A 13,715-nucleotide genomic window follows, 5' to 3' on the forward strand; every position below is an offset into this window, starting at 1 on the left:
TATACTTATTTTATAACTCTTTCAAAATGGCTCTAATAGGAGACCCTTCTAGTCCTTTTAACTTCAAGGGTAATCCAATAAATTCATATATTCCTTCTCTTATATTTTTGAGACGAAGTCCTTCAACTATGGGTATCCCTGCTCCTAGTATTTGTCGATGAGTAGCATAATCTGATTGGCTACGCTCTATTCCTAATGAATCAATTCCTACTAACATTATTTGCTTCTCTACCAAATAATTAGCAGCAGTATGATCTACATAGATAAAATCCATATTAAAGGTATCATCATTGGAGTTCTTTGTTTTCAATAAGATGCGATCACCAGCAACTATATCTTTATTTATTAAATCCTCTTTAGATATATGATCTTCTATTTGAGTTAAGTCTAGTACCTTACATGGTCCCATACATTTTTCTAATGTTGTCTCATCGATGGTTGCACCATCCTTTAGCATATGCAAAGGAGCATCCATGTGGGTTCCTGTGTGCAAATCCACTTGTATAGTGCTTTCATAATGCTTACCATTATCATGATTGGCTCGATTGATAAACTTTGGTTTTTTTTCCTCTTTATTTTTGTATACCATCATTTCCTCTTGAACAGTCATCGATATATCATAAATATTCATCAACTTTCACCCCCTGTCCACCAAGTACGATGATCTTTTTTTAGTAACCATTCTGCTTCATTTGGTCCATTACTTCCTATTTCGTAGGAAGTAATCAGCTGTCGTTTATCTTCTAGACTTAAATTTGTGATGATACTTTCAACAAAGCGCCATGAGCTTTCTACTTCATCCCAATGGGTAAACAAGGCTGCATCTCCCTTCAGCACATCCCAAATCAAGCGTTCATAGGCTTCAGGTGACTTATAGTCTAAGTTACAATTTTGACAAAAATCCATTTTTGCAGGAAGAATATTATATAGACTACCTGGTTCTTTCATATTAAACCGTAAATAAACACCTTCAAAAGGTTGAATACGGATAACTAAAAGGTTAGGATCGAGCATTGTTTGATGCATAAAGTTTAACTCTGGAGCAGACTTAAACTGTATGCTTATATAGGCTGCTTTATCCTTCATTCTTTTGCCTGATCGTAAATAGACAGGAACCCCTTGCCAACGCTCATTATCAATATATAATCTTATGGCAGCAAATGTTTCAGTTATAGAATCAGGTGCTACATCAGCTTCTTCGAGATAACCTTTTTCTTTACCATTACCTGAATATTGACCTAGTATAACATTATGCCGCACTTCATTTTGCTCCATTAATCTAAGTGATTTTAACACCTTTACTTTCTCATTCCTAATTGCTTCAGTAGTAAAACTTACAGGAGGTTCCATGGTTACTAATGCTAAAATTTGAGATAAATGATTTTGAATCATATCTTTTAGAACACCGGATTTCTCATAATACCGTCCCCTGTTTTCGATTCCTATTGTCTCTGAAACAGTAATTTGTATATTATCTATATTATCTTTATTCCATATAGCATCAAAAATTCGATTAGTAAAACGAAGGTACATAATATTTTGAATCATTTCCTTACCCAAATAATGGTCAATACGATAAATATCCTCTTCTTTAAATACTTTACTTATTTTTTCGTTTAAATAAACAGCAGATTCAAGATCTCTGCCGAAAGGCTTCTCAATAACCACTCTTTGAAAACCAGCTCCACTTTGATTAACAAGATTATTACGATTCAAAAAATCTACAATAACCTCGAAAAATCTAGGTGCCGTTGCTAAATAAAAAACTCGGTTTCCTTGTGTCCCTTTAGTCTTATCTGTTTCCTCTAAATACTTTTTCAAAATACTATAACCAGACGGCCTAGTAAAATCAAATTTTACATAAGTAATCCGCTTTTTTAGCCTTTGCCAAACAACATCATCTATTTTTACTTTTGCATACTTTTTAACACCTTCGAAGATTTCCTTCGTATATATATCACTATCTTTATCTCTTCGCCCTATAGCAGCTACCTGAAAATTCGGGGGTAACATATTCTTAAACTCAAGGTTATACAGGGCAGGTATTAGTTTTTTATGAGTCAAATCACCCGTTGCTCCAAAGATAACAAATACACTGGACTGATCCATCATTCCACCTCCAATATATATTAAACCCAAATAATAATTCGAGGTTAACTTATTTTGTTTTATTTCTATACATGTCTTTTGCCTATCTACTTCTTATGAATATAATGCCCTCCAAATTGATTTCTCTGAGCTGCAACTACTTTTCCTGAGAAGGTATCCTGTTGCTTTGAACGATAGCGAGTAAATAATGCTTGTGTAATAACTGATGCCGGCACTTGTAGTTCAAGTGCTTCTTCAACTGTCCATAACCCTTCTCCTGAGGAATCTACTATTCCTAAAATATTCTCAAGCATTGGATCTTCCCTAAATGCTTGTTCTGTCATCTGCATAAGATATCCTGAAATAATTGAACCATTATTCCAAACACGTGATACTTGCTCCATATCCAAATCAAACCGACTTTGTTGTAAAATTTCAAACCCTTCACCTATAGCTTGCATCATACCATATTCTACACCATTGTGAATCATTTTAACAAAATGCCCTGCACCAGCGGGTCCCATATGTCCATATCCATTCTCAACACATAACGCTTTAAATGTTGGTTCCAAATTCTCAACTACTTCACTGTCTCCACCAACCATCATACAAGCACCATTACGAGCCCCTTCTGTACCACCTGATGTCCCGGCATCAACTAAATGAATGCCATGATCTCTTAACAACTTATATCTTCTTAATGTATCTTTATATTTTGAATTACCGCCATCAATTATAATATCTCCTTCATCTAACATTGGTAATAGTTTATCTATGGTATCGTCTACTGGTTTTCCTGCAGGAATCATTAACCATATAATTTTGGGCGATACTAGCTTGTTAACCAATTCTTCAAGACTGTAAGCGCCTTCTATCCCACTCTCTTCAATTTCTTTAACTTTATCCAGCGTACGATTGAACGCAACCACATCTATATGATGATCTTTCATATTTTTTGCTAAGTTTGCTCCCATTTTTCCTAATCCGACTAGACCAATCTTTATCTCCATTAACTTCACCTCATTTTTATTTAATAATTATTATTAACTACAACTTATAATTATTTTATGTTATTTTCTTCCGACTGTCAATGTTATTTTAACCAAAATTAAACCTGATACAAGTATATTTTCATAGAATATTATATGAACTAATTTGAGGTGCTCTTATGAAATTTTATAATATGTTAGCTAGAGCTGATTTAAAAGGTAGTTCCAAATATCCTGACATAAAAGGTACTGTTTGGTTTCAGGATGTCCCTTTAGGAACAAATGTATGTGCCTATGTTAAAGGTTTACCTCCATATCAACCAGCTCACGATAATGAAGCTCCAATAGGTCCCTTTGGGTTTCACCTTCATGAATTCGGCAATTGTAGCATCGGTGATGAGGAAAATCCTTTCCAAGATGCTGGTGGTCATTATAATCCAACAAATGAACCTCATGGTAATCATGCAGGTGATTTTCCTGTACTATTTTCTAACGCTGGTATAAGTAAGATGTGCTTCTTTACAGATAAATTTCACGTCGAAGATATTATACAACGAAGTGTTATTATTCATGAGAACCCAGATGATTATCGTAGCCAGCCTGCTGGTGATGCTGGTAAACGAATCGCATGTGGTATTGTTCACTCTATAACTCCCTATAATTTTTACCCCATCTTTTTTCATTAATAATGAGTAAGCCAGGATTATTCATGATAAACGTTGATGAAATGTGCTAATTTAGGATTAATAAGTGTTCTTACATTTAAAAATTGTACCTGGAGGGTTCATTTTAAAATTGTAAGGATGCTTAGAGATTCAAATTATAAAATTCACTGTTTTGGATATAATAAAACCTCATAGAACTTCATCTTACGAAGTACTAAAATGATTATCGATCTTGGTGAAATGAATGAAAAAATTTGAATTGGTACAGGGCAAACTTCTAAGGAAATTACTAGAATATATTAACCCTTTTAAAAAATTAATTATTACAACTGAATGCGAGGTTCACGTCTTTAATAACATTCAGGCACTTGAAGTACTTAGAAAATTTAATTATTCTAAGGAATATAATTTGCTAAATGACTATCTGAGTTTCATAAATAAAGGCTCAATATGGGCTGATCAGGATTTTAGAAGCATAAATCATTTTTATAGCCCGAATAAAAAAAGAGGATTATTTGGTCACAGTAATGCTCTTAATTTAGCATCAGATTATTATGATAAAGCTTCCTATTTTTGGCGTATTAATGATAAGGATTTAAGCATGTTTTATTTAGGTGCTTGCGTGCACGTTATCCAGGACGTTACGATTCCTCAACATGTAACTATTCGACTATTATCCAAACATCGTCATTATGAAAACTTTGTTAAGTATACTTATGACCTTATTAGTGAGTATAAAGCAACTGAAAAACCTATCTTTCTAAAATCTCCAGAAGAATATATTCAATACAATGCCAAACGAGCATATTACGTAGGCTGGAAATTGAGACCTCTAGAAGATGACAAACTAAGGTTTCATAAACAGACATTGTATTCTCTTCCATTAGCTCAAAGAACAACTGCGGGTGTTTTTCTTATGTTTTTGAACGCCCATCCTCAAAAGTAACTAACACCCCTTTTCTAAATTATAATAAGCCGATAGATCTAACTCTATCGGCTTTTGCTTGATATTTTATGGTTATTCAAATTTGATATCCCAAGACATCTCTGCTACCTTGGAAATAGTTTGATAAATTGAGCAATATTGTGAAGCAAGTTCCATAGACTTAACTAAGCCCTTTTCCTTCTCGGCATTTTTTATAGTAACCTTAACATTTACCCATTTCAAAGTTGTTGGAACCTCTTCACGCTTTTCTCCACTCACTTCAAAGTGTGCAGCATCAAATCCAATACGTTTTTTCTGAGCTATTTCTAAAAAAGTAGCATATAAGCAAGATGCTAGACCGCCAAAAAGCATATCATATGGCGCAATAGTCCCTTCCGCACTACCTATTTTTGCGTTTCCATTTGGTGCAACTAATTCACCTTTAAACTCATTTGTAAAATTAACCTGTACTTTTTTTTCAGACATATTCTACCTCCGATATTTGTCATTTAATATATTTAGGTAATTTACCTCACATAACTCTATTATAATATATTCTACTATTTTAACAAGAATAATGTTGACTTCATCCATGCAAAAATGATTAAAGACGTCGTGGCATGTTCGTATAAACGAGTATTACTGTGAATAATTGATTGGCTCAATAGATTGCATATTCAGCCAATTTATCGCTTCAACTTCTAAGGAATACTTTAGTCTTGGCAAAACAATTTCTCCCCATGCTCTTATGAAATAGTTTCTCGCTTTTCTCCAATCCTCACCTTGTCCAAACCCAATGTTTCTAAAAACTATTCTTGTTTTACCACTTTCCTCAAATAAATAGAAGCTAGCCATTGTTCTTTGTAGCCTAATGGTAGGTATCTCAGGGGGTGCACTCCAAGTAAAGGAGAGTAGTTTTTCTTTTTCTAAGGCAAGGATAGTCATTCCCTCTGATCCTTGCTTGCCGGCTTCTTGTGCCGTATCAAAAAGGATTTCAAACCTACCTCCAACCTCAAAATCTACCTTGAAATGAGGCGCAAAAAAGGACTTGATACCTTCTTCCGTTGTTAATTGCTTCCAAACACCACTGACTGGAACATTAATAACAAAATCAAAGTAAATATCATTGTTCTCAATTATAGTCTTAAGTTTCCTACTCATGCTTATCCTCCCTTATTATCGTCCAAAATTTATACATCTTTTAAACTATCCGTAAAATATTTGATGATATCAGCAGTAAACCCCCAAATAATGTAATCCTTATATTCATAAAAGTATTTAGTATTATTTCCTGTTCTGAAAGGATAGTTCTTCCCACCCCTTATTTTATCAAATGGAAAATCCTTAAAATTAACAGGTCCCACTTTGATATTATAACCTTTTGGCTTTTCCTGTATAAAAAAATCAAGAGGAACATAAAAAATATGGTCTACTTCATCACTATTGGGGGACATAATAACATTGTTATCTAGAATACCAATGTGTGGATAGATTCGAATACCATAGGGATTTTCTAGATAATCCATGGCACCAATATACTGAATGCCACTTTCATCTATTCCAAGTTCTTCAACTGTCTCTCTAATAGCAGTATCTTTATGTGTTTCATTAAGATCTCGTTTACCACCAGGTAAACAGATATCCCCAGGCTGGCTATTGAGATGAAATGCCCTAACTTCAAACACTATATGCCAAACCTCTTGAACTTTTTTTAATAGAATCATAACTGCACTTTCTCTATATGTAATCATTGAATCAGGATAATGATTTTTATATTTATTAATTATTTTTTCAATCATTAGATCACCTTCTATAAGCCATTTCTTCTTGTATTATAGCACACTATTAATAGCAAATTAAAGTATGCTTATTCTCTTTTATTTCTTAAATAATTCAAGGTTAACTTCAATAATATAGAATATATTTCTTAGATGTAGTCTATCTCTTTTAGATTGTCCTTTATTAGTGCTATAATACACTTAAATGATATAAAACTTATTAATTATATAGGGGAGGTTATCGGGATGAAAAAGGGTGATTTTATATGGGGAGCCATCTTACTTTTAGCAGTATTTATTATCATTTCTCCATTTACTAAAGATGCTTTTATCGCTTTCACAACAAGTTATCCCTACCTAGGGGGCTTTCTGAAATTTGCTTTATTAGCTACAATGGGAGAGATGCTTGCTGTCAGAATTAGATCTGGTAAGTGGGTTAAACTCAGTGGATTGGGTTATCGTGCATTTATATGGGGTTTTATAGGTGTTGTCATTACTTTAATTTTTGTTATATTTGCTACTGGAGTAGAGGGAGCTATGGAAAAAAATTATTTACCTGGTCTTCATTCACCATTTCTAAGTGCATTTTTCATTAGTACTATTATGAATATCATTTTTGCACCTACAATGATGGGTTTTCACAAGTTAACAGATTCATATATTGATTTGAAGTTCGGCCAAAAAACAAAAGTAGTCAAATTGGAGCAAGTTATAAATCATGTTGACTGGTATGGATTTATTCATTTTGTTTTATTCAAAACAATTCCACTCTTTTGGATACCAGCACATACTATAACCTTTCTTTTACCACCTGAATATCGTGTAGTCGTTGCTGCCCTTTTATCTGTAGCTTTAGGTATCTTACTTGCTATTCCCAAGAAAAAATAATGTGTCCCAATGAGGAGTTGACTTTAGCAGAGATAATTATTTTCTCTGCTTTTTTTGTGACTGACGTCATTTAACAACAATCATGATGAAGACGGATACAAAAGTTTAATGCAACTTGTCCAGCATCAGGAAAACATATGGTAACAGTAAGAATTGAATCAATGTCTGCCATTATTATAGTTCTTGTGTCGACTAATGTTAGATTAAAAAATTCTAAAGTTCCATCCTTTTTAAAGATAATAACAAAAAAAAGCGAAACTGTACCAGTTTTTTCAGTATTGAAACTCATTGTAGCCACTTGATTAATTAAACCATTTGAAACCCATATTTGATCAACTCTAATTGTAGATGCATCGCAAGGAAAAAGAAAACACTGCTTCACTTCATCCGCTACTCTTTTTGAAGAACAATTGTTCATTATTATCAACTCCTTTCTCATCTTTTCTTCTTTAGTATATTAGAGGTATTTAAATCTTAATAACTAACAACATTCATAATTGCAAATAACGCAAAGCTTAAATCTACAAACACCAGTACCAGCAATACATACAACATCAATTTGTGTAAGAGGGCTTGATGAAATAATAATGGATTGTCCTGAAAGAAGAGGATTTGTATTAATTACTGTAGCACCACCATTTAAAAGAATATTGACGCCTGCACAAGCAACATCAACAGACAATACTAATGTTCCACATGGATTAAGAATGCCATCACTACTCCACACAGTCTGCGTCGTTCCATCACAATTCAATTCAAAACATTCTTCAAAAATATCTTTTTCTATTCTTTTATTGCAACCTGATAGCATACTTTGACATGTACAATCACTCATGATATCACCTCCTAAGTCACAGAATTTTGAGAACGGTTTAACAGCAATCATAGTGTATTAACATACAGAAAAATACTACACAACCATCATTATCTGTTCCAGCTATACAATCTGCTGTAATCGAATCAATTCGATCTACTGTTATAGTTCTTGATTCTCCCTGAAGTAAATTATCAATCTGTATTGTATTGCCATTTGTTTGGTTGATGGTAATATTGACACCACCGGCGGCAGAGGTATCACAAGCCTGCTCTACATTAAAGATAAGAGTGGCACATTGATTAACCAAACCATTTGAAATCCAAATTTCATTATCAGTGGAACCACATGCTAGTCGAAAACATGCTTTAGCTTTGTCAGTATCTCTTCGTGAATCTAAACAACAAAAACTCATTCATTTCTCACCTCCATGATTCTAGATTAGTCTGTATTTTACAATTACCTCCTAATTCTCTCTAGGTACATCAATATCTGGCTCATCCTTTCAATGTCCTTTATACTATTTAAAGCTTGTCTCTCTTTATTATTATATTCACTATCAAAGTAGTTGGTTCTCTACATTTCTTCTCAACTTCGTTTTACTTTAATATAAACACAGAGTTTTTTATATTTTCATATATTATATAAGAAGTTTTTTCTGCTTATGTAAAGAACTACAATATTTCTTTAATACTTTTAAGGGAGTTGATATTATTGAGTTGTTGTTTATCCAATGAAAGACAGATTTTAAATACTTGTTTTCAGAATCAGAAGTATACTCTGAATTGTACCAATGACGCTGATGATCTCACATTATTATGGGAAGCCGATGGTTTATTTAACCCAAGTGGAACATTTATTATTACTATTGTTAAAGCTTGTTTTCAAGTACGTCTATTTGTTAATGACGATGAGGTAGAACTTGATAATAGTATTCAAGAAGGGGATACACTGGCCTTTACCTTTGACCCACTAGAGAAAATTGAGGCAAGGTGTACTGGTAGTCTAGTTGATGGTTGTGAAATCCTTTTATCTTTATCTGTTAATTACGATGCGTAAGCTTCATTTTATATTAGAAATGTAACCATTATTTCTTTCAATATCTGCAAAAACAAGGAAAGTATGATTCCTTGCTTGATCATTTCGCGTAACGAAATGCATCAAACATAATGAGATTCGATACCTCATACTTTTATAAACAAAATGCGAGCTTTCCTACACTAAAATAAAGGGAATAGCCACTGGCCATCCCTTTATTTTTTCTATAATCCATTACGAATTTGTTTAATCTCTTGATTACAGAAATGTCTAGACTCTCTCCTGCAATCATCTTCAGGATAATGTATAAGTAAGCCTATACATCCTGAACACTTCTTCTCTCTACATGCTCCAATACATGCAAGCTGAACACTAATTATACATGTAATCGTAAATATCTTTTCAGTGCTAGGAGGTACTATAGCAAATATAGGTTTTTGGTCATTACTTCTTTTTATTATAACAATCATATAACAATCCGATGTGTTTTGGATTTTTACTGTTCCAGATGGCAGCACGCCAATTGCCTTCCAAATAACTCTGAGAATACCGTCACAGGATTGATTTATTTTACTGCAAATTTCTTCTGTTATTAACTGTTTATATTTTTTATAATGGCAATCGTACATAGAGAGTAAGCACCTCCCAATAATACTTCTCAACATTATTATATTCCACGATCATGGACTTAGTTCTTATCATTATGCAACATAAAATAAAACTATGGCAGACATATAAATACAATAAGTTACTGTAATTAGTAAGGTTCGCTTATAAAAAATATATAGCTCATATGTATTTGCAATAAGTCCAAAGCATCTCCCAAATAATTCTAATATTCCCACTAAACAAAAGTGAAAACTCTACAGCAAACAAATAGCCGCATTCATCACATAAGCCTTCTATTTCAACACATCTTCCACATATGTATTTCTTTCTATCTTCAATAACGATACACTGATAGCAAGGTCTCTTCCACTTGTTTTTCATATATGTATCTAGTGCACTATACAAATTAAAAACTGGGATATTACTCTTCATCATCTTTTTTATTTTGCTCACTACCAGTTGCTTTTCTTGATAATTGAGTCGAAGATGTTCTGTTCCTTCATAAGGAGTATGGAAATTAAATGAGATGGCTTTAATATGAGGGTGTTGCTTCGCAAGTTCACCAACTTCTCCAATTTCATTATAGTTCATCTTATTAACTGCCATGTAGATACAAATATTAGAGTCATTAGCCTTATCCAAGTTCTTTATAATAGTGTCAAAGGTTTCACCTCTAATAAGATCATGAGTCTGTTTATTACCATCAATACTCAGAAAGATCAAATCTGCTTCTGGAATATTTAGATTTATAGTTCCGTTTGTAACAACATTAACGATATAGAATCCCATGGCCTTTGCTTCTTGAACTAGATGCCTTATGTTCTTATTCCCATCTTGCCACAGCAGTGTCTCACCACCACAGAAGAATAAAATTCTAATTCCCTCTGAATATAATGATTCCATGTCTTCCTTTATATGTTCATAAGAATATATTTTTTTATTAATATTGCCTACAGCACAGTGTTGGCAATTTAAGTTACATTGATCCGTAAGTATAATAGTTCCCAAGATTGCTTTTTTCTGTCTCATTAGTATGGTTTTCACCCCAAACCATGATAGAGAAATAAAGTGATTTATTTTCATGACCTACCCCCATCTACAATTTTACTTCCTCTATCCATGGCTTTCTCATGGATATTTCCCATAATCTATTTAAGTAATGAATTGAATATTGCTTTTCAATGTAGTGGTAAATAAAACGCCCTAGGTTTGTTAAAACAATATTATCCCCTTTATTCTTTGTCATACCAAATAGCTTGGCAATTCTAAAAGCTAGTTTAAATTCTTTTAGCATATCCTTATGGAACAAATTTTTAAATCGCTTTTGATTGATGACTCCTTCATAACATCTCCAGAAAAACCAAAAGATCATTTTCTCTCTTTCAGACATCCTATTGACAAGATTAATTGGCTTTCTTCTAGCCTCTATAGCTTCAATATATGCGTTAACGTTAAAGGTATTAAGATAAAAGTATGTATCAAAGTGAGAACTAGCTCCTGCGCCAAAGCCAATAAATGTTTCTCTTGTCACTGATGTATACCGGTTACTCTTTGATTTACCATATGTCCATACAGAACTTCTATCATAATCGTATTCCTTGGATATTATATCAATAATTTTTAGTATTTTACCTTCTTGCAACTCACTAAATCGACTTAATTTATTCTTTTTTATAATCTGACTCATTGGGGTCAAAGGAAATACTATTAATGGATAAATGGACAACTGATCAATATCATAGGAGTATACCTTTTTTAGATCATACTCAATATCTTTTAAGGTTTGCCCTGGTATATTGGTCATGATATCCACATCAATGCATTTAAAATTATATTGTTTAACTAATGTGAGAACTTGCTCTATTTCTCTTTCTCTATAATCTCTCCCTAGGAATTCTAAAGCTCGATCATTAAACGTTTGTACTCCAATGCTAATTAGATTAACTCCCATTTCAAGTAGTTCATCTAATAATTGGTTATTGACCTCTGTTGGGTAAACTTCCACACCTATATTCCCACTAAATCCATATAACTCTTTAAGAAGATTTATTACTTCTTTCAATGTAGGCAGCATTAGAGTTGGTGTACCTCCTCCAAAATAGACAGAAGTAATTTGTTGGTTATTAAATTCATCTCTATAATAGGTAATTTCTTTTAATAAAGCTCTTCTATAGTTTTCTGCAATTTTCTTATTATAGAGCGTCTTATTGTAAGGACAATAAGGACAGATTTTCTTACAAAAAGGAATATGTATATAGAAACCTATATGGTCATTAATACTATTAAAATCAATCATCCCATCCATATAGCTTACAAACTTAAATTTCTCTTTTTTTCCGAGTATGACTCGACGTAATATATTAGTAAGCATTTTTTCCCCCTTATAGCTTTTGGTAAAATTTCTACTAACCCCCATTTTAAACTAAGCTCCTTAACAAGTAAACAAATAACAAATAATTTTAAGTATATTTTAATAAGAAAGTGACTATTGTCATGTTTTATTTATGAATAAGAAAAGTAGAGTGAATCCTCCTAAAGTTTCCACTCTACATACTACTATTCTATCCTGTTACCTTGTGCCATCTCGCGCTCCACTCGTTCAATCATACGTTTTACCATCTGGCCACCAATATTTCCACCACTTTGGACTTGTTGGTTAACGTGTTGTGGTTCATCAGTTATATTACTCATCTCCTGTGTATTTGCAATTCCTAATTCATTAGCTATTTCCATTTTGAATTTAGCTAACGCACCTTCAGCATTTGGTATTAGTGGTCGTTTTGACATATTTTCACCTGCTTATATTTTTTCCTTGTTGCATTATTTATTATCTCTCACTCTTGCTTTAATAAACAAATCACTATCTACCATTAATTCAATTTTTTCTCATTGTAAACCATTGACTAAAATCAAGTTGACAATATATCTATATTTTTTTATAATAAGATAAGTCTTTATAAAAATTAATTTGAATAAGTATATTCATCTTATGAATTAATCTTAGTATAAGATAGCTAATGTTGCTTTAGCTAAATTATAAGAAGACTAATAAAAACAAGTTAGAAAGAAGGCATCATCATGAGTCATCTGTTTATAACTGGATCTGATACTGATGTTGGAAAAACCTTTGTCACAGCCGGTCTTACCCATGTCTTACATAAAAATGGAAAGAAGGTTTGTCCTTATAAGCCTGTTCAAAGTGGTGGAGAGATAGGCGAAACAGGGCTTGAGCCTGGTGATTGTAAATTCGTCAAAAATATGACAGATCTACTATTACCCTATGATTTAATGAATACCTATTGTTTAAAAGAACCCATTTCTCCTCATCGAGCAGCTGAGAAGGAAGGTGTTCATTTAGTCCCTGAAAATATTTTAGACCACTATTATTTCCTAGAAAATAAATTTGACCATGTCCTAGTTGAAGGAGCTGGTGGTGTTGTTGTTCCGCTTCTAAGAAATAGTTTCTATATGTATGACCTCATGAAACAACTTGGAATACCTGCTATTGTTGTTACTCGAACTGCAGTTGGAACTATTAATCACACAGCTTTGACTGTGCATTATTTAAAAAGTATAGGTATACATATAAAAGCAATTATTTTTAATGGTTATGAGGGTCATGATTATGAGGATGACAACATCAAAATCCTAAAGGATATCACTCAAATTGAGCAAATCTTTGTTTTACCTAAAGTAAAAGAGTTCTCTCGTGAGAAAGTTCAGGAGGTTTATGAGAAACATTTACCTTTTGATCAAGTTTTGAATCTACTGAAATGATGGAGGTATTTTTTCACCACACCTTGATGAACTTGATATTGATTAGTAAGTCATCAATTACGATGAGGAGTTAGGTTTCTAACTCCTTTCTCATTCCCTGAAACAGCTTTTAGTTAATATTAATTTATTTGCAATTTATTTGCA

At 32.8% G+C, this 13,715-nt stretch carries 18 protein-coding genes; 5 read left to right on the top strand and 13 right to left on the bottom strand.

Annotation, left to right across the window (positions count from 1 at the left end; genetic code table 11):
• Positions 1–10: 10 nt before the first annotated feature.
• The 3 genes from C1Y58_RS09230 to gnd all read right to left on the bottom strand — a co-directional run bounded on the left by C1Y58_RS09230 (position 11) and on the right by gnd (position 3,098).
• Entirely contained in the window at positions 11–631 is a 621-nt protein-coding gene (locus tag C1Y58_RS09230) for a cyclase family protein (RefSeq protein WP_105615724.1), read from the bottom strand.
• Entirely contained in the window at positions 631–2,109 is a 1,479-nt protein-coding gene (gene zwf / locus C1Y58_RS09235; protein ID WP_207655730.1) for a glucose-6-phosphate dehydrogenase, read from the bottom strand. Before zwf ends, C1Y58_RS09230 begins: the two co-directional genes overlap by 1 nt.
• Before the next feature lie 86 nt (positions 2,110–2,195).
• On the bottom strand, positions 2,196–3,098 hold the full coding sequence (gnd, locus tag C1Y58_RS09240; RefSeq protein ID WP_330404410.1) for a phosphogluconate dehydrogenase (NAD(+)-dependent, decarboxylating): 903 nt from the start codon (positions 3,096–3,098) through the stop codon (positions 2,196–2,198).
• A 158-nt stretch (positions 3,099–3,256) separates the two neighbouring features.
• Here gnd and C1Y58_RS09245 point away from each other — a divergent pair, with 158 nt between their 5' ends.
• Entirely contained in the window at positions 3,257–3,763 is a 507-nt protein-coding gene (locus C1Y58_RS09245; RefSeq protein WP_105615726.1) for a superoxide dismutase family protein, read from the top strand.
• Positions 3,764–3,986: 223 nt separating this feature from the next.
• Positions 3,987–4,688, top strand: coding sequence for a zinc dependent phospholipase C family protein (locus tag C1Y58_RS09250; protein WP_105615727.1), 702 nt, complete (start codon positions 3,987–3,989; stop codon positions 4,686–4,688).
• A gap of 72 nt (positions 4,689–4,760) precedes the next feature.
• Here C1Y58_RS09250 and C1Y58_RS09255 read toward each other — a convergent pair whose 3' ends face one another.
• The 3 genes from C1Y58_RS09255 to C1Y58_RS09265 all read right to left on the bottom strand — a co-directional run bounded on the left by C1Y58_RS09255 (position 4,761) and on the right by C1Y58_RS09265 (position 6,466).
• Positions 4,761–5,153, bottom strand: a complete 393-nt coding sequence (locus tag C1Y58_RS09255) for an OsmC family protein (protein WP_105615728.1) — start codon at positions 5,151–5,153, stop codon at positions 4,761–4,763.
• Between the two features lie 153 nt (positions 5,154–5,306).
• Positions 5,307–5,828 carry an SRPBCC family protein gene (locus C1Y58_RS09260; protein ID WP_105615729.1) on the bottom strand — a complete coding sequence of 174 codons (522 nt, stop codon included), beginning with the start codon at positions 5,826–5,828 and terminating at the stop codon, positions 5,307–5,309.
• Between the two features lie 29 nt (positions 5,829–5,857).
• Positions 5,858–6,466, bottom strand: a complete 609-nt coding sequence (locus tag C1Y58_RS09265; protein ID WP_105615730.1) for an NUDIX hydrolase — start codon at positions 6,464–6,466, stop codon at positions 5,858–5,860.
• 225 nt (positions 6,467–6,691) lie between these two features.
• On the opposite strand from C1Y58_RS09265, the gene C1Y58_RS09270 reads away from it, so the two are divergent.
• A complete protein-coding gene (locus C1Y58_RS09270) occupies positions 6,692–7,333 on the top strand; it encodes a hypothetical protein (RefSeq protein ID WP_105615731.1) in 642 nt (213 codons plus the stop codon).
• A gap of 70 nt (positions 7,334–7,403) precedes the next feature.
• Here C1Y58_RS09270 and C1Y58_RS09275 read toward each other — a convergent pair whose 3' ends face one another.
• The 3 genes from C1Y58_RS09275 to C1Y58_RS09285 form a co-directional block, all read right to left on the bottom strand.
• Positions 7,404–7,751, bottom strand: a complete 348-nt coding sequence (locus C1Y58_RS09275; protein ID WP_105615732.1) for an S-Ena type endospore appendage — start codon at positions 7,749–7,751, stop codon at positions 7,404–7,406.
• 63 nt (positions 7,752–7,814) lie between these two features.
• On the bottom strand, positions 7,815–8,168 hold the full coding sequence (locus tag C1Y58_RS09280) for an S-Ena type endospore appendage (RefSeq protein WP_105615733.1): 354 nt from the start codon (positions 8,166–8,168) through the stop codon (positions 7,815–7,817).
• Between the two features lie 37 nt (positions 8,169–8,205).
• Positions 8,206–8,562: an S-Ena type endospore appendage gene (locus C1Y58_RS09285; protein WP_105615734.1), complete on the bottom strand. Its 357-nt coding sequence runs from the start codon at positions 8,560–8,562 to the stop codon at positions 8,206–8,208.
• 299 nt (positions 8,563–8,861) lie between these two features.
• Here C1Y58_RS09285 and C1Y58_RS09290 point away from each other — a divergent pair, with 299 nt between their 5' ends.
• Positions 8,862–9,206: an S-Ena type endospore appendage gene (locus C1Y58_RS09290; protein WP_105615735.1), complete on the top strand. Its 345-nt coding sequence runs from the start codon at positions 8,862–8,864 to the stop codon at positions 9,204–9,206.
• Between the two features lie 203 nt (positions 9,207–9,409).
• Here C1Y58_RS09290 and C1Y58_RS09295 read toward each other — a convergent pair whose 3' ends face one another.
• The 4 genes from C1Y58_RS09295 to C1Y58_RS09310 all read right to left on the bottom strand — a co-directional run bounded on the left by C1Y58_RS09295 (position 9,410) and on the right by C1Y58_RS09310 (position 12,581).
• Positions 9,410–9,814, bottom strand: a complete 405-nt coding sequence (locus C1Y58_RS09295; RefSeq protein WP_105615736.1) for an S-Ena type endospore appendage — start codon at positions 9,812–9,814, stop codon at positions 9,410–9,412.
• A gap of 160 nt (positions 9,815–9,974) precedes the next feature.
• Positions 9,975–10,877 (bottom strand): radical SAM protein, encoded by a 903-nt coding sequence (locus tag C1Y58_RS09300; RefSeq protein WP_105615737.1) that lies wholly within the window; start codon positions 10,875–10,877, stop codon positions 9,975–9,977.
• Positions 10,878–10,890: 13 nt separating this feature from the next.
• Positions 10,891–12,165, bottom strand: a complete 1,275-nt coding sequence (locus tag C1Y58_RS09305) for a coproporphyrinogen-III oxidase family protein (protein ID WP_105615738.1) — start codon at positions 12,163–12,165, stop codon at positions 10,891–10,893.
• 185 nt (positions 12,166–12,350) lie between these two features.
• A complete protein-coding gene (locus tag C1Y58_RS09310) occupies positions 12,351–12,581 on the bottom strand; it encodes an alpha/beta-type small acid-soluble spore protein (RefSeq protein ID WP_105615739.1) in 231 nt (76 codons plus the stop codon).
• A 291-nt stretch (positions 12,582–12,872) separates the two neighbouring features.
• Between C1Y58_RS09310 and bioD the strand changes: the two genes are divergently transcribed.
• Positions 12,873–13,571 carry a dethiobiotin synthase gene (gene bioD / locus C1Y58_RS09315; RefSeq protein WP_105615740.1) on the top strand — a complete coding sequence of 233 codons (699 nt, stop codon included), beginning with the start codon at positions 12,873–12,875 and terminating at the stop codon, positions 13,569–13,571.
• Positions 13,572–13,715 lie beyond the last annotated feature (144 nt).

Source organism: Vallitalea okinawensis, from assembly GCF_002964605.1.
GTDB lineage: Bacteria > Bacillota > Clostridia > Lachnospirales > PQDH01 > Vallitalea_A > Vallitalea_A okinawensis.